A 26446-nucleotide genomic window follows, 5' to 3' on the forward strand; every position below is an offset into this window, starting at 1 on the left:
TATTTTTTAATTTTGTTCAATTCGTCCATCAATTGTATCGATAAACTGTTTTACTTCGTCAGTTTTTTTAATTCCTGGTGCTAACTCAAAACCACTATTGATATCAAATCCAATACATCTAGGATGTTGAAAATTTTTCAAGATAAATGCATCTTCCAATGTTATTCCTCCACTTAATAAAAAGGGTGTTGATAACTCATAGTTTGTTAATAATTGCCAATCAAATTTCTTTCCAGCTCCACCGTAATTACTTGATTTTGTGTCAAAAACAAAACTATCAACAACTTGTTGATAAGTGGTTAATTGTTGAAAATCTTCAATTGATTTTATACCAACAGCTTTCCAAATTTTAAAGTCTAAAAAGCTTTCATCAGTTAATAATTGTTGATGTTTTTGGTTGATTAATTCTTTACAAAAATCTGCTGTTTCATCTCCATGTAATTGCACAACATCTAATTTATATTGTTCAACTTTTTCAAGAATATTTTCGATGGATTCATTCACGAAAACACCAACTTTTTCTGCATTTGGAAAAATTTCAAAAATAGATTCATCTTCTACAAATCGTTTTGATTTTGGATAGAAAATAAAGCCAACATAATCGGGTTCGATTGCTGCAATTTCTTTGAAATTTTCGATGTTATTGTTTCCGCAAACTTTTATTTGAAAACGTTTCATTTCGATTCTTTTACAAATTGTTCAAATGCTTCGGTCGGATTTTCAGCTTTCATAAAATTTTCACCAATCAAAAATGCCTGAAATCCAGCTTGTCTTAATTCTTTTACTGTTTTAGGATCAGAAATTCCGCTTTCAGCAACTTTGATTAAATCGGTTGGTAATTGTTTCAAAATCTGTTTTGATTTTTCGATATCAACTTCAAAATTTTTCAAATTACGGTTGTTAATTCCAATCAAATCGATGAATTCATTTACTTTTTCCAATTGATCTTCCGAATGTAATTCTAACAAAACTTCCAAACCAATTTCTTTTGCTGTTTTCGCTAAATGATACACTTCATCTTTCGTCAAACATTCTGCAATCAACAACATCAAATCCGCACCAATTGCTTTGGTTTCGTAAACTTGAAATTCATCAACAATAAAATCTTTGCGCAAAACTGGAATATTTAAAACTTCTTTTGCTTGTTGTAAATCATCAAAACTTCCTCCAAAAAATTCTTCATCTGTCAAAACAGAAATCACAGAAGCACCATATTTTTCGTAACCCGAAACAACTTCTTTTACGTTTGCATCTTTGTTAATAAAACCTTTTGAAGGTGATTTTCGCTTAAACTCTGCAATAATTCCAGATTTTGATTTATCTAAAATTGAAGCTTTTGCAGATTTTACAGGAAGCAAGAAATTTTCTGAATTTTTAAAACTTTCGATTGATTGAGTTTTCTGTTTTTCTAAAATTTCAACACGTTTTTGCGCGACAATTTCGTCTAATATCGTTTTCATGGTTTCATTAATTTTTGGAATACATTTAATGCTTTTTTACTATCTAAACTTTCGTTTGCAATCGCTACACATTCTATTAAATCTTTGGTTGGATAAATTGTTTTAAGCGCTAAAGCAGCATTTGCTAACACAACTTCTTTTTGTGCTTGAGTTGAATTTCCTTCTAAAACACTCAAAAATATTTTAGAATTTTCTTCGATTGATTTTCCGCCTTTTATCTCATCTGGTTGAAGAATACTTAAACCAAAATCTTTACTTTCTAAAACAAATTCACCTGAATTATTGTACACTTTTGTAGGCGAAGTCAACGAAATTTCGTCATAACCAGCCAACGCAGTCGAAATCGAATATTTCACACCCGAATTTTGCATCACATAATGGTATAATCGCGCAGTTTTTACATCATACGTTCCTAAATTTTGAAATTCTGGTTGAACTGGATTCACCAAAGGTCCCATTAAATTGAAAAATGTTTTTACTGCCAAACCTTTTCTAATCGGAGCAACTTTCGCCAAAGCAGGATGGAAAAGAGGCGCATGTAAAAATGTAATTCCGACCTCTTCAAATTCACGCTTTAATTTATCTTGATTAACAGAAAATTCGTAACCAAAATTATCCAACATATTCGAAGAACCGCTCACAGACGACGCTCCATAATTTCCTTGTTTGATAATTTTTTCTCCAGCTCCGGCCAAAACAAAACAACTCAAAGTCGAAATATTAAACGTGTCTTTTCCATCGCCGCCCGTTCCTACAACATCAATCGCTTGCTTTGGTAAATCAACTTTGATGCATAAATCTAACAACGCTCGACGATAGCCTTTTAACTCCTCCAACGTAATGTTGCGCATATTAAAAATGGTTACAAAAGAAGCTAATTCGACTGCTGAATATTTTTCTTCCGAAATTTCCACCATAATTTGATACGCTTCATCTTCGCTCAAGGTATAATTTTCGAATAATAAATTTAATAATTTTTTCATCGTTTTAAACTTCTAACCAATTCTTAATCATCTCATCTCCAAGTGGCGTCAAAATAGATTCTGGATGAAACTGAACACCACGGACATCATAGGTTTTGTGACGCAAAGCCATGATTTCTCCTTTTGGACCAATTGCTGTAATTTCTAATTCTTCAGGAAAATCTTCGTTCGAAACTACCCAAGAATGGTAACGTCCAACTTCTAATTTTTTCGGTAAATTATGGAATAACACTTCGTCTTTTATCACTTCAATTGTTGATTCAACTCCATGAAAAACTTCTTGCGTATTTAATAATTTTCCTCCAAAAACCTCTCCAATTGCTTGTTGACCTAAACAAACTCCAAAAATTGATTTTGTTGCAGCATATTTTTCGATGATTGGTTTTAATAAATTGGCTTCATCAGGGATTCCTGGGCCAGGAGAAAGTAATATTTTATCATAATTATTTACCTCTTCCAAAGCGATTCCATCATTGCGAACAACGGTAATATCATCGGCGAATTTCTTTAGTGAATGCACTAAATTGTATGTAAATGAATCGTAATTATCGATAACTAAAATTTTCATAGTTTATAGGTTTTGAGCGATTTCTATTGAGCGACGAAGCGCTCCTAATTTATGATTGACTTCTTGTAATTCATTTTCTTCGACCGATTTGGAAACAACTCCAGCACCAGCCTGAAAATATAAGGTATTTTGTTTGCTGACGAACGTACGAATCGCAATCGCCATGTTGATGTCACCGTTGAATCCTAAATATCCAATTCCGCCACCATAAACGCCACGATTTTGATTTTCGTAACCGTCTAATAATTCCATTGCTTTGAATTTTGGTGCGCCAGAAAGTGTTCCAGCCGGAAAAGAGTCTGCAAAAACTTTCATCGTATTTACGCTTGGATCCAATTGAGCAGTTACTTTTGAAACCATGTGAATCACATGCGAGAAATACTGAATTTCTTTGTATTGTGCGACTTTTACATCAGCAGAATTTCGACTTAAATCATTGCGAGCCAAATCGACCAACATCACATGCTCTTCATTTTCTTTTGGGTCAGCAATTAATTTTTCGGTCAATTCTTTGTCCAAAGTTGGACTTCCAGTTCTGCGAACTGTTCCTGCAATAGGATGAATTTCTGCATGATTATTATTAATGATAATTTGCGCTTCTGGTGAAGATCCGAAGATTTTATAATTTCCGTAATCGAAATAAAACAAATAGGGCGAAGGATTTACAGAGCGTAAAATGCGGTAAACATTAAATTCGTCACCCGAAAATTTTTGTTTGAATTGACGAGAAGGAACAATTTGGAAAACATCTCCACGGAAACAAGATTGTTTACATTTTGTCACCATTTCTTTGAATTCATCATCTGTTAAATTCGATTGAATTTCACTTTCTACATTAAATGGATATTCAACAATTGATTTGTTATGAACAACACTTTTAATTTCAGAAAATTTAGAATCTATTTCATCATTTTGATATTCGATAAACTGAATTTCGTTGTGAAAATGATTGAAGACCACAATATTTTGATAGAATGAATATGAAAATTCTGGGATCGTTGCTTCATTTCCTTTAGATGAAAATTTTACTGTTTCGAAATGAGGAATCGCATCCCAAGCAATGTATCCGAATAAACCATTTACAGGTAAATCTTCTCCATTTTGAATGATAAACTGACTTGTAAATTCTTTGAATTTTTCTGTCAATTCTTGATCATTCAATGCGTATTCTTTTGTTTCTCCATTTGCATACGTTTCATTCACCATTCCGTTTGTAACCTTAAAAGTCGCGATCGGATTTAGGCAAATAAAAGAGTTAGCATCTGTTTTCGAATGATAGTCAGAACTCTCTAATAATAAGGCATTCGGATAAATATCTCGCAGTTTCAAATAAAGCTGAACAGGAGTCGTTAAATCCGCTAAAACAGTTTCTTTCTGTATGTTAAAAGTTAAATTCATTTGTTAAATATTTAGGTTTCGGGCACAAAAAAAGGCTTGTCGGTTACGACAAGCCTTTTCTACATATAACTGCATAGAGGTCTTACGAACCAACGTTTTGTTGTTCGATATTCCACCACCAGTTATTTGTAAATAATGTTTTCATTGGGACAAATTTAGAAAGGATTTTGAATTGTACAAATTATTTTTTGATAAATTTTTTAGTTGAGTGAACAATTGATATTTTTGAGTGAATAATAAAAACACAAACAAAATGGAATATAATTATAACAATCTGATTGTTGAGGTAGAAAATAAAATTGCGTTAGTTACTTTAAATCGTCCGCAAGCGTTAAATGCATTGAACAAAGATTTATTAGATGATATCTCAAACTTTTTTACTGATGCGGATTCTGATCCCGCTATTCGAGTAATTATTTTGACTGGTTCTGGTGAAAAATCTTTTGTTGCTGGTGCTGATATCAAAGAATTTGCAAATTTTGATGGTCGTCAAGGAGAGCAATTAGCTGCAAAAGGTCAAGAAAATGTTTTTGATAAAATTGAAGATTCTAAGAAACCTGTAATTGCGGCTGTGAATGGTTTTGCGTTGGGAGGAGGTTTAGAATTGGCGATGGCGTCCCATTTTCGTATTGCATCAACCAATGCAAAATTAGGATTACCAGAGGTTACATTAGGCTTGATTCCTGGTTATGGAGGAACGCAACGTTTGCCAAAATTAATTGGAAAAGGTCGTGCAATGCAGGCAATTATGACAGCAGATATGTTTACAGCTGAACGTGCATATGAGATTGGTTTAGTGAACGAAGTCGTGGAACAAGCTGAATTAATCAACCGTGCGAAAGAAATTGCGACTAAAATCTCTAGAAATTCTTCTGTAGCGATTCGTCATGCAATTAGAGCGATTAATGCGTCGGATAAAGACAATGGTTTTGAGGTTGAAATTGAAAGTTTCGGAAATTTATTTGACGAAGAAGATTTCAAAGAAGGAACAACTGCTTTTGTAGAGAAAAGAAAACCTAATTTTAAGTAAATTTTAATTTAAAATAGTTCATATAAAAGCTTCAAGATTACTTGAAGCTTTTTAATTTTACATCATGAAAAAAATAGTTGTTGGATTCATTTTGATGATGAGTTCTGTTGTGTTTTCACAAGAAATCTATCAAGTTATAGCACAAGAAGGATTGACTGTTAGAACAAGTCCTAATGGAAAACGAATAGGTAAAATTCCGTATGGTTATCCTGTTAAAATTTCAGAAAAAGGTGAAGCGTTTGCTATCAAAGATAATGGGAAAGCAAAAAGTGGAAATTGGGTAAAATTAGATGTTAGTGCCTCGAAATTAATTTTGGATGAAGGAGTCAACGATTCTTCTGCTCAAGGCGATTTGTATGCGTTTAGTGGTTATTTAATTACACAACAAAATTTTGTCAATCAATTCGAAACCGAAATTTCTACACATCCAGCTTTTAGTGAATTTTATTTGGCTACAGCTTATAAATGTTTCGCAATAAAAGGCGATTTTTTTGGAGATGGCGTGGTTGATTATTTGTATAGAATGATTGATACAAAAGGAAATATCCGTTTATTTATTGTGAATAACATGAAAACTGGAAGTCAAATTTATGGTTTGGGAGGAGCAAAAGATCCGTTCAAAATTACAAATTATGATTTCGGAACGTTGATGATGATTCCGAAAGGAACGCCACTTTATTCGAATTATAAAGATGGAGTGAAACGAAATTTAAATGGAGTTTCTAAAAATGAAATCGTAACTTTAGATTATGATGCGATTTATGTGCATCAAGATAATGCGAAAGAAGGCGGATTTATTTACCGAAAAGATGGTAAATGGAATTGGTTGAATCAAAAATAAAATAATTATGCAAAATATAGAAGGTAAAGTAGCTTATATAACGGGCGGAACAAAAGGAATTGGATTAGGAATTGCAAAATCATTGGTAGAAAATGGTTTAAAAGTAGCAATTTCTGGACGAAATATTGATGATGTTGAAAAGGCACGTCATTATTTAGGAAATCAGAATGTATTGGCGATTCAATCGGATGTGAGACATTTCGAAGATGAACAAAATGCAATTGAGCAAATTATTTCTGCGTTTGGACGTTTGGATATTGTGATTGCAAATGCTGGTTTAGGAAAATTTGCGCCAGTTGATGAACTTTCTTTAGAAGATTGGAATGCGATGATTGATACTAACCTGACAGGAGTTTTTCATACAATAAAAGCGTCTGTTGAAGCACTAAAAGTTTCGAAAGGATATTATATTTCGATTGCTTCTTTGGCGGGAACAAATTTCTTTGCGAATGGAGCGGGTTACAATGCTTCGAAATTTGGCGTTGTCGGTTTTACCCAAGCAGCGATGTTAGATTTGAGAAATTATGATATCAAATGTACAACGATTATGCCTGGTTCTGTGACTTCAAACTTTAATGATCATGTGCCAAATTCGGAGGATGGATGGAAAATTCAGCCCGAAGATTTAGGACAAATGGTAGTTGATTTATTGAAAATGAATCCAAATGTTTTGCCAAGTAAAATAGAAGTTCGTCCTACGAAAACAAAATAATTTAAAGATCTCGATAAGAGATCTTTTTTTATGAAAAAAATATTTCGTAATTACCAATAGTTTACATAGTTTCGTGGAAAAATAAGAATACAATAAAGGTATTTTTTTAACGAGCACTTTTTAATGAATTTTAAAAAATCAGTCAATCATTTTCGTCGTACAATTATGCGTCGATTAACAGGAGGAATAGGTGATGGTAATTTGCCAAAGATAGACAAAGAAAAACCTCTTGAACTTAATAGAGTACTGATAAACAGACCCAATCAGCGTTTAGGAAATATTCTATTGATTACACCTTTGATTCAGGAAATTATCCGATATAATCCTGGTGTTAAAATTGACTTATTTGTAAAAGGTAAGGTTGCTCCGATTATTTTTGAGAACTATCCTCAAGTTGATCAAATTATTGAATTACCTAAAAAACCTTTCAAAGAATTGATTCAATACGCTAAAGTTTGGCTAAAAATCAAAAAAAAGAATTACGATTTAGTCATTAATGTTGATAAAAATTCATCTTCAGGACGACTTTCAACTTCTTTTACGAATTCTAAGTATAAAATTTTTGGAAATGAATTTGAAATGAATTCGAATCAAGAAATTCATATTCATCAAGCGCAATATCCAGTTTATCTGTTTAGAAAATTCATAGAATTATTTAAAAATAAAGAAGGGAATTTAGATATTCCAACTCTAAATATTCAGCTAACAGAGAAAGAATCTTTGAAAGGAGTAGAAATGTTAAATGAATTGATTCAAGATCCTTCAAAGAGAACGTTGGCGTTTTTTACGTATGCAACAGGTGTAAAATGTTATGATGAGGAATGGTGGATAGAATTTTATAATTTATTTTATCCAAAATATTCGCAAGAATATAATCTAATTGAAATTTTACCTGTCGAAAATATTTCGATGTTAAATCATAGATTGCCTACTTATTATAGTAAAGATGTGAGAGAAATTGCAGCGTTGATGAAAAGTTGCGAATTTGTGATTGCAGCCGATTCTGGTATGATGCATTTGAGTTGTGCTGCGTCTACAAAAACAATTGGTTTGTTTAAAGATCAAAGCTTCTTAGAGCGTTATAAACCTTATGGAGTAGGAAATGCTGTAGTCTTGATTAATAATGAAGATAAGAGGATTCTTATTCAAGAAATGGATAAATTATTGGTTTAAAAAGCTGTTTTTTATCATTGAATAAAATTTATATTGATTTGATATAGAGTAAATTAACTTCTATAAAAATATTTTAATTTCGTTTGATAATTTCATAGCTTTGTCCTTTGAAATAATATAAAAATGTCAACAGAGTTTACAATTGTTATCCCAATTTATAATGAGGAAGATAACTTGATAAGATTGGAAGAAACAATGAATCAATATCTGTCAAAGTCAATAAAACAGACTGAAATTTTATTGATTAATGATGGTTCTAAAGACAAAAGTTTGGCTCTTATGAAAGAGATTTGTAGTAGAAATCAAGCTTTTCATTATATTTCTTTTGACAAAAATTATGGCTTATCTGCTGCTATAAAAGCTGGTTTTGATACAGTGAAATCTAAATGGGTTGGTTATATTGATGCAGATTTACAGACAGATCCAGAAGATTTCAATAAATTATTAGAGTTAGCAGATCAATTTGATTTGGTGACTGGTGTTCGTGCAGATCGCAAAGATTCTTTCGTGAAAAATATGTCATCTAAAATTGCCAATTCTATTCGTAGAGCATTTACCAATGACGGAATGGATGATACAGGTTGCCCATTAAAAGTTATAGATGCTGAAAAAGCGAAAAAAATTCCGATGTTCAAAGGATTGCACCGATTTTTACCAGCTATGATTTTATTACAAAACGGAACAGTAACTCAAGTTCCTGTCAAACATTTTCCACGTATAGCAGGCGAATCAAAATTCAATTTATGGAATCGTTTATTAGGACCGTTAATGGATTGTTTTGCATTTGTTTGGATGAAGAAAAAATACATCAATTATAAAATTCAAGAAAGAGCATAATGCCAAATTGGGTTATCATCAGTATTGGATTTCTTGCACAAGCACTTTTTTCGAGTCGTCTTATTTTACAATGGATTGTTTCCGAAAAGAATAAAAAAGTTCTTACACCAAAATTATTTTGGGAAGTTAGCTTGTTTGCCTCTGTTTTGCTATTTTTATATGGTTATTTGCGTCATGATTTTTCAATTATGTTGGGACAAACATTGACGTATTATATCTATATCAGAAATATTCAACTTCAAAATCATTGGAAAGAATTTCCAAAAATAGTACGTATTTTTCTGTATATTTTTCCTGCATTAATTGTTTTTTATGGCTTCAATAACGGAATTTTTGATGTAGATTTATTATTCAAAAACGAAAAAATTCCGATGTGGCTTTTATTTTTAGGAGTCGTATCTCAGGTACTTTTTACATTTCGTTTCGTCTATCAATGGATTTATTCCGAACGAAAACACGAATCGCAATTACCAATGGGATTTTGGGCAATTAGTTTAACAGGATCATTGTTGATTTTAATTTACGCGATTATTCGAAAAGATCCCGTTTTATTTGTTGGTCATTTTATGGGATTTATCGTTTATGCTCGAAATATATTAATCAAACGAAAAGAAAAAAATGGTTCAGTGGATTAAGCAAAATTCAGTTTTATTTTTAATCATCGTAACAATTTTGATGTTGTTTGTCAATCTTGGCGCTTTACAAACCAACATTATGGAAGCTCGAAACATTATTTCGGCGCGAGAAATGGTACACGATGGAAATTGGATTTTTACCACGCTTAACGGTTTGCCTCGTTATGAAAAGCCACCTTTACCAACTTGGATTACAGCTTTTTTTGGAAGTGTTTTTGGTTTCGAAAACTTTTTTTGGCTACGCATTCCAGTTGTTCTAATTACCATTTTATTAGTCGTTTGGTTCTATAAAACATTAACGCATTTCGATTTAACAAAACAACAAGTTGTTAATTCTTCATTGGTTTTAATCACTTCATTTTACGTGTTTTTCTCAGGGAGAGATAACAATTGGGACATGTACACGCATAGTTTTGTGATGGGAGCAATATTGTTTTTGGTGAAAGAATTTCAATCATCAAAATTTAATTTATTCAATTTTATTGCTGCATTTTTCTTGTTGGCTTGTTCGATAATGAGCAAAGGTCCAGTTTCGTTGTATGCGTTATTTTTACCTTTTTTAATTGCCTATTTTATTGTTTATAGATACAAATTAGGAAGAAATTTAGGAATTACAATTTTAACGATAATATTAGGTTGTGTTGTAGGATTTGCATGGATGATGTATGTGAAATATTTTGATCCAGAACATTTTTTAGCGGCTTCTCAAAAGGAAGTGAACAATTGGCATAGCTATAATACTCGCCCAATTTATTATTATTGGAGTTTCTTTACGCAATCTGGTTTATGGACAATTCCGGCTTTGGTAAGTTTGATTTATCCCTATCTAAAGAATAAAGTTGCAAACAAAAAAGCCTATCAATTTGCTTGGTTATGGACGATTTTATCGGTGGTTTTATTATCTGTAATTCCAGAAAAAAAATCAAGATATTTATTACCAGTTTTAATTCCTTTAGCGATGAATATTGGCTTTTACATCGAATATTTACGATTAGAATTCAAAAATTTATCAAATAAAACCGAACGATATTTTACCAATTTTACGTTTGGTTTATACGGAATAATAGGAATTGCGATTTCAGTTGGTGTTTTTATTTATACAAAAGATCGTTTGTCAGAATTTTTAATTTGGTCGATTCCTTTTGCTGTTGTTGGATTAATTTTAGGAATCTCAATTTTTAAAGGATTGAAGATAAAATCATTTGAACAGATATTTTACTCAACTATTTTATTGATGTGCTCGGTTGTAGCATTTGGATTTCCACTTTCTAAATTAACTTTTTCTGAAGAGTTGTATGCTTCTGCTAAAAATCTAAAGAAATTAGAACAACAAAATCAAATTAAAACATACGAATGGCAAAGTTTTGTTCCAGAAATAGTGTTGGATTATGGGACTTCAATTCATGCAATTAACGATGGAAAGAAAACTATTTTCCCGAAAGAAGAGAAGTTTGGAATGTTAGCTAGTCCGTCAGATTCTACTTTTTTTGCTAATCATTTTAATAATTATTCAATCAAAAAAATTGGTGTGGTCGATTTGAATCATTCTTCAAAAGATCAAAAAAATTATAACGATCGTATTCAAAGAAACTATTATTTGATTCAAAAAAAGTGATTAAATTTCGAGTAAAATTTTTAGCTTAAATTTTCGTTATTCTAATAAAATCTTTTGCAGTTTCGGATTCTATTTTTTCTATGTTTTTGGTTAGTGAACAGTTTTGTTTTTGCTCAACATTTTGGGTGGAAAAATCCTAATTTTAAACAAGATTCTGTTCAACTTTCTGATACGATAAAGCTGAAAAATAAAGGAATTTTATCCGAAAAATTTCAAATTTTAGATTCAACAGGAAATCCAATTTCAAAAGAATTTTATACGATAAATTTCGAACGAAACGAAGTTTATTTTAATTCATCAATTGCCAAACAAATGGTGAAAATTCAGTATTTTGTTAATCCAAAATTAGCCGAATCTATTTTTTATGCTAAAAATCCGAACATTATTGTCAACGATGCGAAACCAGTTGATATTTTTCATCAAATAGAACCTAATTCAAAACAAGCGAACAAAGATGTTTTTGATGGTTTGAATAGCAAAGGTTCGATGGTTCGTGGAATTCGTTTTGGAAATAATCAAAGTGCGTCTGTGCAATCTTCGTTGGATTTAGAATTGTCAGGAAAATTATCAGATGATATTACGGTAAATGCGGCGATAGCAGATAATAATGTGCCAATAGAATCGGATGGTTACACGCAAAATTTGCAAGAATTTGACAAAGTTTACATTGAATTAGCGAGTAAAAACTCAAAAATTCGAGCTGGTCATATTGATATTAATACGAATCAAGAACGAGATTTTTTTAATCCGTTTAATCAAAAAGTAACAGGTTTACAATTATCAACTCAGTTAAAAAGCGAAAAATCGTCGACCAATATTTTTGCTTCTGGAAGCATTACACGAGGTGAATTTATGCGTGTTAATTTTGTTGGACAAGACGGAAATCAAGGTCCTTACAGGCTTTCTGGAAAGAATAATGAATTGTATGTGATTATTATTTCGGGAAGTGAAAAAGTATATATTGATGGTGTTTTGTTGGAGCGTGGCGAGCAAAATGATTATGTAATTAATTACAATACAGGAGAAATTTCTTTCACTTCAAACCGATTGATTACCGCAAATACGCGTATTAATGTGGAGTATTTGTACAATTCTCGAAATTATTCACAAGTTTTACTTTATGGTGGAGCTGAATACGAATCGGAACGATTGAAATTGTCAGGTTTTTTCTTTTCTCAAGGAGATTCGAAGAATAATTCACTTGGAAATGATTTGACAGATGCTGAAAAGCAAATTTTAGCAAATGCAGGAAATGATCCAGATAAAATGTACACCATTTCTGCAGAGAAAACGACGTATGATTCGAATAAAATCTTGTATCGAAAAGTAAATCAAAATGGATTAGATATTTTTGAATATTCGACGGATCCAAACGATGAATTGTATCAAGTGGCTTTCACGTATGTTGGCGCTAATCAAGGAAATTATCGACAAATAAATGCGAATCAAAATGGGAAAGTCTTTCAATATAACGAAGCAATTGCTGGAGTTTTACAAGGTGATTATGAACCAATAAAGCAATTAATTTCGCCTAAAAAGTTGCAGATTTATACGTTGAATGGACAATATCAATTGAGAAATAATGGAAATGTTGGTTTTAATTTAGGTTTGAGTAATTATGATCAAAATTTATTTTCATCGATTGATGATCAAAACAATTCTGGTTTAGCAACTCGTGTTTATGGTGAAAAAACATTTTCTTTCAAAAATTGGAAAATTACACCTTATGCGGAATGGAATTTTATTAATAAAAATTATAAAAGTGCAGAGCGTTTACGAGCTGTTGAATTTGCACGAGATTTTAATTTGGAACAAGAATTAAGTGGCGTAAATCAGAATTTTATCACAGCAAAAATCAATTCATCTTGGAAAGAAAAATTTAATGCACAATATAAATTCGATTATCTTGAAAATACTGGTTTGTACAAAGGTTTGAGAAATCAACTTGATGCAAATTATAAAACTGAAAAAGACGAAATCGTTGCGCAAGCAAATATTTTATCAACAAAAGCAACGCTTCAAAATACCAATTTTGCGCGTTATATGGTAGATGGAAAACGAAAAATTGGAAATAAATTTTGGGTTGGAGCGAGAGTTTGGGGCGAGAATAATGACATGGATGATTTGACAAAAAATCAAAAATCAGATTTAAGTTTTAAATGGAATGAATTTCAGTTGAAAGGAGGTTTTGCAGATTCGCTTGGTCATAAAATCGATTTGACGGTTTATCAACGTCAAGACGATTCGGTTCGTTTAGGAACTTGGCAAAATATTCAACAAAGTAAAGGCGCTATTTTAAATTCAACTTTAATTCAAAAACAAAATCATCAATTGAGTTTAAATTTCCATTATCGACGAGTTAATTATCAATTTTTAGATGCGCCGAACGAAGATTTTATGACAGGAAGCGTAAAGTGGTACAAAGCTTTTTTCAATCAAGGTTTACAGTTAAATGTAGATTATGAAGTGGGAAGTGGTGTGGAACCGCAGCGTGAATTTCAGTATGTAAAAGTTTCGGATGGAATGGGAATTTACAAATGGACGGATTATAACGGCGATGGAATTGAGCAAATTGATGAGTTTGAAGTGGCAGAATTTATTGATCAGGCAAATTATATTCGCGTTTATACAAACACAATCGAGTATTTGAAAACGAATAAAAATCAATTCAATTTTACGTTGCGTTTTCGTCCAAAACAAGTTTTTAATACCGAAAATGAATTCTGGAATCGTTGGATGTTTCAGCAAAATATCTCGGCAAGTAATTCGTTACGCAAAGAAGGAACGACTTTGGAATGGAATCCTTTTACGAATTCGGCTCAAATTTTAGGAAAAACAAGAAGTATTCGTTCGTCAATTTTCTTTAATCAAGGGACACAATATAAATGGTCGTCGAATTTTATTTACAATCAACAACAATCCCAAACGTATGTTTATACAGGTTCTGAATATCGTGATTCGGACAGTTATTTGTTGCAAACGCGTTATAAGATTTTGCAAGATTTAATCGCAAGTTTCGATACCGAATATATGGTAATTAATAGCGATTCTGAATTATTTTTGAGTAGAAGATACAAGTTAAATAATCTTCGTTTATCACCAAAAATTACGTATCAAACAGAAAAAAATCTTGTTGCGTCGTTGTTTTATAATTATCAAAATAAGAAGAATGTTTCGGGTGAAGAGCAATTAAATCAGTCGGATTTGGGAACAGAAATTCAATGGAACGGTTCGGATAAAATGAGTTTGTTGGGAAGTTTTAGTTTTATCAACAATAAATTTATCGGAAACCAAGAATCTGTTGTTGGAAATCAAATGATGGAAGGTTTGCGCGCTGGAAATAATTTTGTTTGGCAGTTGCAAATCCAACGGCAAATCACAAGTTTTTTGCAATTGAATATTTCGTATGATGGACGAAAAACCGAAGAAAATAAGCCAATACATACGGGAAGTGTGCAAGTGCAAGCGAGGTTTTAAATAAAAAAAGACGATTTTATAAAATCGTCTTTTTTTATTATTTTTACATTCTATTTACTTCATCTTGATTTCCAGTTTCGCGATTTTTTACTGATAATTTATTACTTCCGAATTTATAATTCAATCCAATTCTTATGCTTTGAGTATCCCATACATTCGCAAAAGTTTGTACGATTCCATTGTTATTTTGTGATAAATATTCTTGCGCTTTGAAAATATCTGTTGCATTCAAACTCAATTCTAATTTTTTATCTAACATCAAATATTTGAACGAAAGATTGAAACGAGCATAAGGTTTTAGTTTATAATTTTGGAAAGTTTCTCCAAAATTTTGAAAATAAATCAAGTTAATAAACATCGTTTTTTGTTGATTAAGCGTAAAATCATTTGTCGAAAATAATGAACTCGACCAACCTTTGAATCGCTTAGAAGAAATTGCAACATTTGCGCTCGAATAAGAAACTTCAAAAGTAGTAACGCTTGACCACCATTTTGTAGGATTTATCGTCATATTTTGGCTCAAACCAAAGCTATCCGAATCTACAAAATTCATCCAAACAAAAGTATTATGTTTTGTGTTCTCATCAATGATTGAAGCTTGATTGACACCATCTCTCAAACTTGAATAATAAAGTCGAGTATCAAATTTTTTGTAAGTAAAAGTAAGTTCTAAATTGTGTGTAAAAGCTGGTTTCAAAAAAGGATTTCCTTCGTTGTAAACATATTCGTTTTGTATCATTCGAAAAGGATTTAAACTTTCGTAATTTGGACGATTGATACGACGCGAATAATTAATTCCTAAACTTTTACTTTTATCAAAAGTATGCAACAAATAAAATGACGGAAACAGTTTGATATAATCTGTTTTATTCGTTTGATTATTTTCTCTCGAAAAACCTTCTGTTTGTGTTGCTTCTAATCTCAAACCAGCTTGCATCTGCCATTTTTCTCCAAACTTTTTACTTCCGTTCAAATAAATTGCTTCGTTATTTTCTTTGTATTTGAAAAGATTCGACAAATTTTTATCAAATGTATAGTTGTAATTTTCGTCTGCTTTATATGCTTCAACCAAATTATTTGATTTTGATTGCGAAAATTTAGCCCCAAAACTCCAATTGAAATTTGTTAAAGGAAGTTCTACATCAATTTTAGATGAAAAATTCTCAATACGATTGTTTAAATTACTTTTTCCACCAAAAAAAGAATCTTCTATTAACTGATTATTTTTGTAAGAATTGGTTGCATAAGTTCTATTCATAGGAGATGAATAATTGGCGTAATCGGCATCAAATGAAATCTTTTTACCTAATGAATCAAGTGCAAATTCAGAATAAAGATTGACCAAAGATTGATTCGTCTTACCATTTTCGAATGAATTTCCTTTATTTGTTTGATAAACTTCGTTCGCTAAATTCTTGAAAAACATTTGTTGTGGATTTTCTGAATTATATTTCGAATTGTTGAATGAAAATTTAGAACCAATTGTCCATTTATCGGTTAATTTATAATCAACAGAGAATCGTCCTCCAAGATATTTGTTGATATAATCTGTGTAAGAAATGTTGTGTCTGCGCGCATCAGAGAAAAATAATTCGTTGTTCCATGTTCTCAGAAATCTTCTATCTCCAGCATTCAACGAAGTCTGAACTGTCCATTTATCTTTTTGTAAATTGTAAGCTGCATTGTAGCGCTCTGTGTTTCTTTTACTTCGCGTATATGATGCTCCAATAGTGGAATTCCAGCTATTATTTTTTATTTTTTTTGTTACAATATTTATAATTCCACTATTTCCTTCTGCTTCATATTTTGCAGGCGGAGTCGTGATGACTTCAATTTTTGAAATATCAGAAGCGCTAATACTTTCCAAATAATTAATCAAATCCGTTTGTGACATATAAGTTGGTTTGTCATCAATCAAAACCATTACAGAATTTTTTCCAGAAACCGCAATATTATCATTTGTTACATTCAAACCAGGAGTGACGCGCAAAACATCCATTGCAGTTCCGCCAGCCGCTGAAGTAGAATTTTCTACATTGAAAACAAACCGATCGATTTTTCGTTCCATGATTTTCTTTTCTGCTCCAACGACAACTTCTTTCAAGTTTGTAGATGTTTTAATTTCAATCTTTCCTAAATCGATAGAATTATTCAATTGAATATCTTTCTGAAAAACAATTTCTTCAAAATAGTTGATTTCAAATTTGTACGTATTTTTCTTTGCTTCAATAGCGAATTTTCCAAGTTCATCTGTTGTTAAATTGATAATTGTGTCTTGATTAGATAAGGTAATGTCAACATAAGGAAGCGCTTTATTTTGCTCCATAACTTCGCCTGTTAGTGTATAGTTTTGAGCAAATAGAAAACTAGCGCTAAATAAAATGATAAGTTGAATAAATGTTTTCATGTTGAATTAATTTTAAACAAATATTCTCCAAATCGATTCTTTTTGAACTTTAAAATCGACAAACCCTACTATATTATCGACGAATTTGATTAAAACCAAAAACCTCGAGAATCTCTTGAGGTTTTTGATTTAATTTATTTTTCCTTCATAATAAACAGGATTTCCTTTTTCATCGAAACCAATTATAGTTAATTGATAATCTTTTGGTTTATCGTTGTTGAAATATTCTATTTCTGTGTCTTCTCCTGGAGCTGTATACAAATTAGGATTCCAAAATAAAGTACTTCTTATGTCATTCGGAACATCGTTGTAAAGCGATTCGTAATCATCATTGTTAAAATATGGAAGGGATTGATTATAACCACCAATTTGAATTAAATTATTAGGTAACATAGGCGTGTTATCAACTGGCGCATCACTTCCTCGTTTAGAGTAAATTGCAATTGCATTACCAAGTAAACCAGCGCCTTTGAAAATTTTTACCATCGCAATATCTCTAGGATTAATACTAGTTAAATTATCTGAAGTCATTTTCATTTCGTTCCAATAAATTGCAACTTCAGAATTTCTAATTTTTGGAACTCCGTTAGAAACCGTTAATCCTGCAACTCGTCCAGCTAAAAAGTCCATAATATTTGTATAACCTTCTATTGGCTGAGATTCGTTTACGAAATCTATCACAGTTTCGTTTATGTTATTGAACATTCCGCTACTTAATTCATTGTTCAGCTTCTCAGTTTTCGATTTTTTATCCGCTTTTACAACAACTTCTTTCAGACGAATACTTTTATCATTGATGATTTTGATGTTCTGTTTATACGTATTCTGCTTCTCGACTTCTTCTTTATTCGTAATTTCTTCTAATAAATAAGGCGTTGCAGGCAATTTGGATTTATAACTTGTACTTTTATAATTTGGCACAACAGATAAAGTTAAAGTTCCGTTGTTGGCAGATTTTCCATTTTCCGAATTCAAGAAATAATTCATCGCCATTGGCCCATAATAAAACAAATTATTCATCTCGAAGTTTCCTTCATAATCAGTATCAAGCGTTGCAAATTCTTTTCCATTATTCTGCATTTTATAAATAATACTCAACGAAGCATTGCTCAATTCTCTCCCGTTATTATATGCTTTCACTTTGTAGGAAAGATATCTACGATCGTTGTCAATAGTAGGTTTTACGATATTTCCAACCACTAAATCTTCCCAATTAAATCTTTTCCATTTTTCTGTTATTAAAAGCGCATCCAGATTTTCTGAGAATTCATTATTTTTAAAATATTGTGTAGGATGATTAATTTTCGAACTAAAATCTCGCGTCAATAACATTGCAGAAATTAAATTGTCTTCATCATTATTTTTTTGATCTTTGATAACAGCCGAAAAATTAATTTCTTCAGGATATTTTACCTTAATTGTGTTTAATTCTCGTGGATTAGCCGTTGTTTCGAAAGAAATTTCAGGTTTTTTGTACGATTCTTTTGGATTGATAAATATCAAACGATGAGCAACCTGAATATCATTTGCATCAAAAATGGCAATGTTCAAAATACCTTTGTCATTGTCTAAAACCTCTTTTGGAACATAAGTTGAAACCGATTCCACACTTTTTACAATTTGAGAACTCATTACAAGTTCATTATTAATTGTTCCAATAATTTTATGATTCAATAAAGGATTTTCTTGATTGATGCTTTTTAATTGGATCACAATGTCTTTGCTATTTCGAACAACTTTCATCAGAATCCCATCTTTTTTAGCTTCAGGTAAATCAATAATTTGTTGATTTCCTTTTTCGTCATTTAATTGTACTTGATAAGATTTGCCTTCTTCTGCTCTCAACGCAAAAGTCGCAACGTTTTCATCTAGATTATCAAATGTTGTAATTTTATTGGTAGGATTATTTTTCTCGAATACAAAACCATTCCATTTTTTTGGTAAATCTCCGTCCGATTTTAATCTTACAGCAAATTTAGTTGTCTGATTTTGAATAAAATTTCCACCTTCCGCAAAAGCTTTTGCATTCCATTTTAAATTTGGATTTGGAACAAGTTTTAACTTAGAATTTGGATTATAAATCTTGACTTGATTGATATGTTGAAATTCTTCTGAGAAGAAAGTCATGTACGTTGTGTAGGCTCTTACAAAGTAAATTCCTTCCTCGTTTTCGTTTTTGGTATTTAGCGTTCCGTCACTTTCACCGTTCACAATCGGAACCAGTTTTCGGTCGATTAATTTTTTGTCTTTATTGTATAATTCTACAATAAGATTTGTAGAAATTAAGCTCGGTTTGTAGCCATTTAATGTATAAGCTTTGAACCAAATATTGTCGCCAGCAATGTAATTTTCCTTATCAAATAATAAATAAACTTTTTCTTGAGCGTAATTTGTATCCAGACTTTTTATAGCCGTTTCTAATTTTGATTGCGCAAAAGTTGTAATCGAGCAAAAGTATAATGCGAGTAAATAAATATATTTCATGCGAGAATGATTTATCTAATAGAATGAATTTGAATTCTTAAAATTATCATTATTTAGATGATTTTCATTCAAATATTTTATTAAAGTTTATCATAACTTTTGATTGAATGACGATTTTTCTTCTCGAATAATGTTAATTTTTGTTAATGAATTTAATTAAAAGACTTTAAACAAAAAAAAACCTCGAGAATTTCTCGAGGTTTTAATTTATAAAGAAATGTTGTTGGATTAAATTCCGTCAACAATTGCATTTAATGTTGCAGATGGACGCATTGCAGCAGTTGTTTTAGCAAAGTCTGCTTTGTAGTAACCACCAATATCTTGAGGTTTACCTTGCGCACCAATTAACTCTTCGTTAATTTTTGCTTCGTTTTCTTCCATAGCTTTTGCAACTGGAGCAAATTTAGCAGCTAAATCAGCATCTTTTGTTTGATTTGCTAACGCTTCTGCCCAGTACATTGCTAAATAGAAGTGAGAACCACGGTTATCGATAGTTCCTAATTTACGACCTGGAGATTTATCTGTAGCTAAGAATTTAGCATTTGCTTCATCTAAAGCGTCAGCTAAAGTTTGAGCTTTTGCGTTTCCTTGTGTTTGAGAAACGTGCTCTAAAGAAGCTTGTAATGCTAAGAATTCACCTAAAGAATCCCAACGTAAGTAACCTTCTTCAATAAATTGCTCGATGTGTTTTGGAGCAGATCCTCCCGCACCAGTTTCGAATAATCCACCTCCGTTCATTAATGGAACGATAGATAACATTTTAGCAGAAGTTCCTAATTCTAAAATTGGGAATAAATCTGTTAAGTAGTCACGTAAAACGTTACCAGAAACAGAAATAGTATCTTTTCCTTCTCTTGCACGGCTTAAAGTTTCTTTCATAGCATCTTTAACGTCCATGATACGAATATCTAAACCTGTTGTATCGTGATCAGCTAAGTATTTTTCAACTTTTTTGATGATTTGTTGATCGTGAGCTCTTCCTTTATCTAACCAGAAAATTGCTGGAGTATCAGATAAACGAGATCTGTTAACCGCTAATTTAACCCAGTCTTGAATAGGAGCGTCTTTAGTTTGAGACATTCTGAAAATATCAGAAGTTTCAACTTTTTGCTCTAATAAAGTGTTTCCGTTTGCGTCTTCAACTTTGATTGTTCCGTTTGCAGGAGCTTGGAAAGTTTTGTCGTGAGAACCATATTCTTCCGCTTTTTGAGCCATTAATCCAACATTAGGAACTGAACCCATTGTTGTAGGATCTAATGCTCCATTTGCTTTCATATCGTCTACAACAGCTTCGTAGAAACCAGCGTAAGAACGGTCTGGGATGATCGCTACAGTATCTTCTTCAGCACCATCTTTGTTCCACATTTTACCTCCGTTTCTTACTAATGCAGCCATAGATGCATCAACAATAATATCAGAAGGAACGTGGAAGTTAGTGATTCCTTTATCAGAATTAACCATTGCTACACGTGGTCCGTTTGCTAAATCAGCTTCAATTGCAGCTTTAACTTCTGCTTCTTGAGGTTGACCTTTTATTTTTTCGAATAAATCTGCTAAACCATTGTTTGGATTAATATCTAATGCTTTGAAAGTATCCGCATATTTTACGAAAACATCTTTAAAGAAAGTTTCTACGATAGCTCCAAAAATAACTGGATCAGAAACTTTCATCATTGTTGCTTTTAAGTGAGCAGACAATAATACGTTTTTGTCTTTTGCTTCTTGAATAGCTTCTTGAACAAATGATCTTAAAGAGTTTAAGTTCATTACAGAAGAATCAATTACTTCTCCAGCTTTTAAAGGTGCTGCTGATTTTAATTCTTGAACAGAACCATCTTCTCCGTAAAATTTGATTGTATATTCAGTTGCGTTTTCTAATGTAGTTGAATTTTCAGTACCATAGAAATCACCAGATTTCATGTAAGCAACTTCTGTCTTACTGTCTGTAGCCCAAGCTCCCATTTTATGAGGATTAGCTTTTGCATAGTTTTTAACAGCTTTTGGTGCACGACGGTCAGAGTTTCCTTCACGTAAAACTGGATTTACAGCAGAACCTAAAACTTTTCCGTATCTAGCTTTGATTGCTTTTTCATCTTCATTTTTTGGTTCAGCTGGATAATTTGGTACAGCAAAACCTTTCGCCTGCAATTCAGCAATCGCTTCGTCTAACTGAGGAACAGAAGCCGAAATATTAGGTAACTTAATGATATTTGCTTCCGGAGTAGTCGCCAAAGCTCCTAATTCTGCTAAAGCATCAGGAATTCTTTGTTCTTCTTTTAAGAATTCAGGGAAATTAGCTAAAATACGTCCAGCTAAAGAAATATCTGGAACTTCGATTGTAATATCAGCTGTTTTCGTGAATCCTTGTACGATTGGCAAAAATGAGTGAGTTGCCAACATCGGAGCTTCATCCGTAAGTGTGTAATGAATTTTTGACATTATGTTTTAAATTTTTTTGAGACTATTTTAATAATAGTCAATTAAAAATACATTTTTTCAATTTTGAATGCAGAAACTGCAAACTTTGCAAATATACAATATTTAGCAGATTAAGTTGACCATAAATCAATCATTTACACTAATTTTAGTATAATTTTTAACATGATTTTTGATAGGTAGTCAAGTTGATAATTTATTGAAACAAAATTGTTCAAGTTGATAATTTTTTACTGTTTTTTTTTTCAACTTCATGTATAATTTCACTTTTGAAAGAGCTGTCTATTTAATTCTTTTTAAGAAACCAATTTTTATACACTTAGTTTCTTTCTTAATTTTGCATAAAAACAATTCTTTTGAAACAAAATCTAGTGACAATCGCATTTTATAATGTCGAAAATTTTTATTCTAAATCTTCAGACGAATCTTTTTTGCCCAGTAATTTTATCAAATGGAAAGATAATCGTTATGACACAAAGGTGAAAAAGATTGCATTCTGCATCTCTAAAATTGGAAAATTAGAAACAAATGAATTACCATGTTTGGTTGGTTTGGCTGAGGTTGAAAATGAAGAGGTTTTGCAAGATTTGATTCAAAATGATTTTTTGAAAGATGGTGATTATAAAACACTTTTATATAAATCATTAGACGAAAGAAAAATAAATGTTGGATTAATTTATCGTCAACAATTTTTTGAAGTTATAGAAAGCGAACCAATTAGATTTATCTTTAAAGATCAGTATGATACAAAATCTTATACACGAGATATTTTATATGTGAAAGGAAATTTAGTTGGCGAAATTATTCATATTTTTATTGTTCATTTGCCTTCTAAAATTGATAAAGAAATCAATCAATTAAAACGTCAACATATTTTTAAAACGATTCGAAAAAGAATTAACGATTTGTTAACCGAAAATTATTCGGAAAAAATTGTTGTGATGGGAGATTTTAATGATTCTCCAACAAATTCTGACTTAATTGATGAATTGGATACGCGTTCTAAACAAGAAGAGATAAACAGAAACGAATTATTCAATCCAATGGTTAGTCTACAATCCTATAAAAGAGGTTCGATGATTTTTAAAAAACAATGGATGTTGTTTGATCAACAGCTTTTTTCGAAAGGATTTTTTACTTCTCACACAAATTTAGAATATATAAAAACAGATATTTTTGATGCTGATTTTTTGAAGAATACAGGCGGAAAATCAACAGGTTTACCATTTAGAACTTTTGTTGGTGGAAAATATTTCGGTGGATATAGCGACCATTTTCCCGTTTATACCATTTTAAAATATTAAATTTGTAGCAGTATAATTTAAGAATAGGTGAGAATCCACGAAAATGGTCAGGTTGAGATTGACGGAATCGATAAGTTGATTCTGAATGCCTTTATGGACAATGCTAACATGCCTGTTTCGCAATTAGCAAAAGAATTAGGTATATCAAATACGGCAGTTCATCAACGTATCAAGAAATTAGAAGCTTCTGGTGTGATTGATTCAACTAAAGTAATTGTAAATCCAGCAATTTTAGGTTATTCAACGATGTCATTTGTTGGTGTTTTTATGGACAAACCTTCTTCTTATAAATTAGTTGTGAAAGCTTTGGAAGAGATTCCAGAAGTAGTGGAAGCTCATTTTACAACGGGAAATTACGGGATTTTCCTTAAAATTTTGAGTCGTGATAATCTACATTTAATGAATGTGTTGAACAAAAAAATTCAGCAAATTGATGGCGTTACACGTACAGAAACTATAATTTCGTTGGAGCAACCAATAGATAGACAAATAAAACTTTAATATACAAAGATGAATATTAATCAATATTTAGACTCGACGTATCTTAAAACACCTGAACAAGCAGGTATTTCGAATTCTGATACATTAGAGATGGTGCATAAGTTAGCACAAGAAGCTATTGATAATGATATCTATGCGGTAATGATTCGTCCTGATTATGTAAGATCAGTTCGTGAATTATTGGATGAGAAAAAATCGAATGTTGTTTTGGGAACTGTAATTGGCTTTCCTGAAGGGACTTACGATTTGAATGAAAAGTTGAGAGAAGCGCAAAAAGCAATTGCTGATGGAGCCGATGAATTAGATTTTGTAGTAAACTACGAAGCGTTCAAAAAAGGTGATAGCGATAAAGTAAAAGAAGAAGTAGAAGCTGCAACATTAGTCGCATTGCGTGAAGGTAAAGTTGTAAAATGGATTATCGAAACTGCTGCTTTAACAGATGAACAGATTGTTGCTATAACACAATTAATTCGTGATACTGTTTTAGAAAAAGCAGGTGAAGAAAAAGCATCAAAAGTTTTTGTAAAATCTTCTACAGGTTTTTATAAAACTGAAAATGGAGAACCAAATGGAGCAAACGAGCATGTTATTAAATTGATGCTTGAAAATTCAGGTTCACTTCCAGTGAAAGCTTCTGGTGGAGTTCGCACAACAGAAGAAGCTGAAAAAATGATCGCTTTAGGCGTGAAAAGAATTGGAACATCTTCTGCATTGGCGATTGTAAAACGAGAGCAAGGAGCAGACGGTTATTAGAAAATTTCTACATTAAAATACGTTTTAAAAGTCTCAATATTTTATGAGACTTTTTTTATTCATTAAAAATAAGCTTTCTTTTTTAGTTAATTTTTTAAAATACTTAAATAGCATATTGTATTTTATTATTTTTGGAGTACTAAAATTATAACTATATTTAAATCAATTAATTTGGTTAAAAAAGGTCGTAATTTTGCATTGATAACACTGATAAAATAGTATAGACGTATGTTGTTGAATAATCGTAAAGTTTATAATAATTTGGTTTTTGATGTAGGTATAACTGCATTTGAATTGAATGATACTCTACAAATAGAGGAATTGAGAAAAGAGTTATCTGTTGATGAGTATTTTGGAATAATCTGGTCTGGTTCTAAAAAATTTGTTCATAAAATAAATGGAAAAGAATATTCGATTCCTAAAAACCATTTTCTTTTTATAGCTCCCAATATCTCTCAAGAATTTGTGAAACAAACTACTCGTACTGATGCTTATTATATTGTTTTTAAACAAGAATTTTATTCAAAATCAATCGAAGAGAACTTGAAGTTAGAAAATTCTACACTTTTTTCGCGAGATATTATAAATATTGTTGAGAATACAATTTGTTCTGCTCCAATTTTTGAGGCTAATTATTTGCAATATTTCTTTACTGCATTCGAAAATGAATTAGATATGAAGCTTGCTCATAATCTTTTGGAACGTATTATTATCAATGGTCAAATGGAAACATTTGATATGCAAACCCAATTTATACAAGATGATTTTGATGTAGAACTTGCGACAAAATTCAAAAAACTTTTGCAAGAAAATGTCAAGGAAAATAAACAAGTATCTTTTTACAGTGATAAACTTTTTATTACAAAAAGAAGGTTAGATAAAGCAACTCAAATCGTTTTTGGAAAAACAGCAAAAGGAATGATTGTTGAAGAATTGATGAAAAATGCAAAGATTTTATTAGTCAACTCAAAAATGTCAATAAAAGAGATTGCGCTGGAACTCAATTTCCTTCAAGAAACCAATTTTACTGCGTTTTTCAAGAAAAACACGGGGATTTCTCCGACTAAATTCAGACAAAGTACTCCGAATTAAATAGTTAGAATTGTCGTTTTTCATCATCTTTTGGTATGATTTAATCTTTTAAAAATAAAAAACAACTTCTACATTTGCAATCGCATTTGAGAATAACCAATCTTAAATGTACAAACTAATAGATTGTTTAACAAATATTTTTTAATAAATTTTTAACAAATTTTAAAATGATGAAAAAATTAGCATTTATTTTAACGATTTTCTGTGCATTAGTTTCTGGAATAGCTTTCGCTCAAGTGGGATCTAAAACTGCTTCAGCAACATTGAATGTAAAATTATACCCAATTCAAACAATTGTTATTGGAGGTGATAATACTGTAAACTTAGAATATAAAACAAAAGAAGATTATTCTACTGGTGTAACTGCAAACATGAACGACCACTTAATTGTATATAGCACAGGAGGTTTTGCTGTTAAAGTGAAATCTGAGAATGAAAATTTAGTTTTTACTAAAGATGGAACAACTGATAAAATTGCAGCTAATACAATTAATTTACAAGCGACTTTAGGTACTGGAAATGTATTAAATTCATCTTCTTTCAGTAACGTTGTATTAGATAAATCAGACAAAAACTTGATTTCTAGTACAGTTGGTGGTACAGATTTAAAATTCAACGTTGCGTATAACGGAAAAGGAAACAACGATTATGTAAACAAATATTACAATGTTGAGAACCCTAACGTGTATACAACTACTGTAACTTACACAATAGAAGCACAATAATATAAAAAATAGGAA

General features: G+C 31.2%; 21 protein-coding genes. 13 read left to right on the top strand and 8 right to left on the bottom strand.

Features of this window, described 5'->3' with window-relative positions:
• Positions 1 to 6: 6 nt before the first annotated feature.
• Genes B4H69_RS15935 through B4H69_RS15955 form a run of 5 tightly spaced genes read right to left on the bottom strand, consistent with a single transcriptional unit; the run spans position 7 to position 4409 of the window.
• Positions 7 to 678 carry a phosphoribosylanthranilate isomerase gene (locus tag B4H69_RS15935; protein WP_180905746.1) on the bottom strand — a complete coding sequence of 224 codons (672 nt, stop codon included), beginning with the start codon at positions 676 to 678 and terminating at the stop codon, positions 7 to 9.
• The gene (gene trpC / locus B4H69_RS15940) at positions 675 to 1460 is read right to left on the bottom strand and encodes an indole-3-glycerol phosphate synthase TrpC (protein WP_180905747.1); all 786 of its coding nucleotides are present in this window, start codon (positions 1458 to 1460) and stop codon (positions 675 to 677) included. Before trpC ends, B4H69_RS15935 begins: the two co-directional genes overlap by 4 nt.
• Positions 1457 to 2443, bottom strand: coding sequence for an anthranilate phosphoribosyltransferase (gene trpD, locus B4H69_RS15945; RefSeq protein WP_180905748.1), 987 nt, complete (start codon positions 2441 to 2443; stop codon positions 1457 to 1459). The genes trpC and trpD overlap by 4 nt, the downstream gene beginning before the upstream one ends.
• Positions 2444 to 2447: 4 nt before the next feature.
• Positions 2448 to 3011 carry an anthranilate synthase component II gene (locus tag B4H69_RS15950; RefSeq protein ID WP_180905749.1) on the bottom strand — a complete coding sequence of 188 codons (564 nt, stop codon included), beginning with the start codon at positions 3009 to 3011 and terminating at the stop codon, positions 2448 to 2450.
• A 3-nt stretch (positions 3012 to 3014) separates the two neighbouring features.
• Positions 3015 to 4409 (bottom strand): anthranilate synthase component I family protein, encoded by a 1395-nt coding sequence (locus tag B4H69_RS15955; protein ID WP_291094856.1) that lies wholly within the window; start codon positions 4407 to 4409, stop codon positions 3015 to 3017.
• Between the two features lie 253 nt (positions 4410 to 4662).
• Between B4H69_RS15955 and B4H69_RS15960 the strand changes: the two genes are divergently transcribed.
• The 8 genes from B4H69_RS15960 to B4H69_RS15995 all read left to right on the top strand — a co-directional run bounded on the left by B4H69_RS15960 (position 4663) and on the right by B4H69_RS15995 (position 14729).
• Positions 4663 to 5439, top strand: a complete 777-nt coding sequence (locus tag B4H69_RS15960; RefSeq protein ID WP_038330806.1) for an enoyl-CoA hydratase/isomerase family protein — start codon at positions 4663 to 4665, stop codon at positions 5437 to 5439.
• Positions 5440 to 5503: 64 nt separating this feature from the next.
• Positions 5504 to 6280, top strand: coding sequence for a hypothetical protein (locus B4H69_RS15965; RefSeq protein ID WP_038330802.1), 777 nt, complete (start codon positions 5504 to 5506; stop codon positions 6278 to 6280).
• Between the two features lie 7 nt (positions 6281 to 6287).
• Entirely contained in the window at positions 6288 to 6992 is a 705-nt protein-coding gene (locus B4H69_RS15970) for an SDR family oxidoreductase (RefSeq protein ID WP_038330800.1), read from the top strand.
• 123 nt (positions 6993 to 7115) lie between these two features.
• A complete protein-coding gene (locus B4H69_RS15975) occupies positions 7116 to 8165 on the top strand; it encodes a glycosyltransferase family 9 protein (protein ID WP_291094859.1) in 1050 nt (349 codons plus the stop codon).
• Between the two features lie 123 nt (positions 8166 to 8288).
• Positions 8289 to 9002 (top strand): glycosyltransferase family 2 protein, encoded by a 714-nt coding sequence (locus tag B4H69_RS15980; protein ID WP_221855457.1) that lies wholly within the window; start codon positions 8289 to 8291, stop codon positions 9000 to 9002.
• On the top strand, positions 9002 to 9637 hold the full coding sequence (locus tag B4H69_RS15985; RefSeq protein WP_221855455.1) for a lipid-A-disaccharide synthase N-terminal domain-containing protein: 636 nt from the start codon (positions 9002 to 9004) through the stop codon (positions 9635 to 9637). Before B4H69_RS15980 ends, B4H69_RS15985 begins: the two co-directional genes overlap by 1 nt.
• Complete coding sequence (locus B4H69_RS15990) at positions 9621 to 11252, top strand: ArnT family glycosyltransferase (protein ID WP_291094861.1); 1632 nt, start codon at positions 9621 to 9623, stop codon at positions 11250 to 11252. The genes B4H69_RS15985 and B4H69_RS15990 overlap by 17 nt, the downstream gene beginning before the upstream one ends.
• Positions 11253 to 11345: 93 nt before the next feature.
• Positions 11346 to 14729 carry a hypothetical protein gene (locus B4H69_RS15995; protein ID WP_291094863.1) on the top strand — a complete coding sequence of 1128 codons (3384 nt, stop codon included), beginning with the start codon at positions 11346 to 11348 and terminating at the stop codon, positions 14727 to 14729.
• 43 nt (positions 14730 to 14772) lie between these two features.
• On the opposite strand, the gene B4H69_RS16000 is transcribed toward B4H69_RS15995, so the two are convergent.
• The 3 genes from B4H69_RS16000 to B4H69_RS16010 form a co-directional block, all read right to left on the bottom strand.
• Entirely contained in the window at positions 14773 to 17136 is a 2364-nt protein-coding gene (locus B4H69_RS16000; protein WP_291094865.1) for a TonB-dependent receptor domain-containing protein, read from the bottom strand.
• A gap of 129 nt (positions 17137 to 17265) precedes the next feature.
• Positions 17266 to 19620, bottom strand: a complete 2355-nt coding sequence (locus B4H69_RS16005; protein WP_125349999.1) for a hypothetical protein — start codon at positions 19618 to 19620, stop codon at positions 17266 to 17268.
• 228 nt (positions 19621 to 19848) lie between these two features.
• Positions 19849 to 22059 carry an NADP-dependent isocitrate dehydrogenase gene (locus B4H69_RS16010; protein ID WP_114998765.1) on the bottom strand — a complete coding sequence of 737 codons (2211 nt, stop codon included), beginning with the start codon at positions 22057 to 22059 and terminating at the stop codon, positions 19849 to 19851.
• 353 nt (positions 22060 to 22412) lie between these two features.
• Here B4H69_RS16010 and B4H69_RS16015 point away from each other — a divergent pair, with 353 nt between their 5' ends.
• From B4H69_RS16015 to B4H69_RS16035, 5 genes are all read left to right on the top strand, one after another.
• Positions 22413 to 23360, top strand: coding sequence for an endonuclease (locus B4H69_RS16015; RefSeq protein ID WP_291094869.1), 948 nt, complete (start codon positions 22413 to 22415; stop codon positions 23358 to 23360).
• Positions 23361 to 23387: 27 nt separating this feature from the next.
• Positions 23388 to 23861, top strand: coding sequence for an Lrp/AsnC ligand binding domain-containing protein (locus B4H69_RS16020; RefSeq protein WP_171623291.1), 474 nt, complete (start codon positions 23388 to 23390; stop codon positions 23859 to 23861).
• 9 nt (positions 23862 to 23870) lie between these two features.
• Positions 23871 to 24614 (top strand): deoxyribose-phosphate aldolase, encoded by a 744-nt coding sequence (gene deoC, locus B4H69_RS16025; protein ID WP_291094871.1) that lies wholly within the window; start codon positions 23871 to 23873, stop codon positions 24612 to 24614.
• A gap of 228 nt (positions 24615 to 24842) precedes the next feature.
• Positions 24843 to 25706 carry a helix-turn-helix domain-containing protein gene (locus B4H69_RS16030; RefSeq protein ID WP_291094873.1) on the top strand — a complete coding sequence of 288 codons (864 nt, stop codon included), beginning with the start codon at positions 24843 to 24845 and terminating at the stop codon, positions 25704 to 25706.
• A 170-nt stretch (positions 25707 to 25876) separates the two neighbouring features.
• Positions 25877 to 26431 (top strand): hypothetical protein, encoded by a 555-nt coding sequence (locus tag B4H69_RS16035; RefSeq protein ID WP_280045463.1) that lies wholly within the window; start codon positions 25877 to 25879, stop codon positions 26429 to 26431.
• The last annotated feature ends 15 nt before the right edge of the window (positions 26432 to 26446 follow it).

The organism is Empedobacter sp. UBA6745 (genome assembly GCF_002453775.1).
Taxonomy (GTDB): domain Bacteria; phylum Bacteroidota; class Bacteroidia; order Flavobacteriales; family Weeksellaceae; genus Empedobacter; species Empedobacter falsenii_C.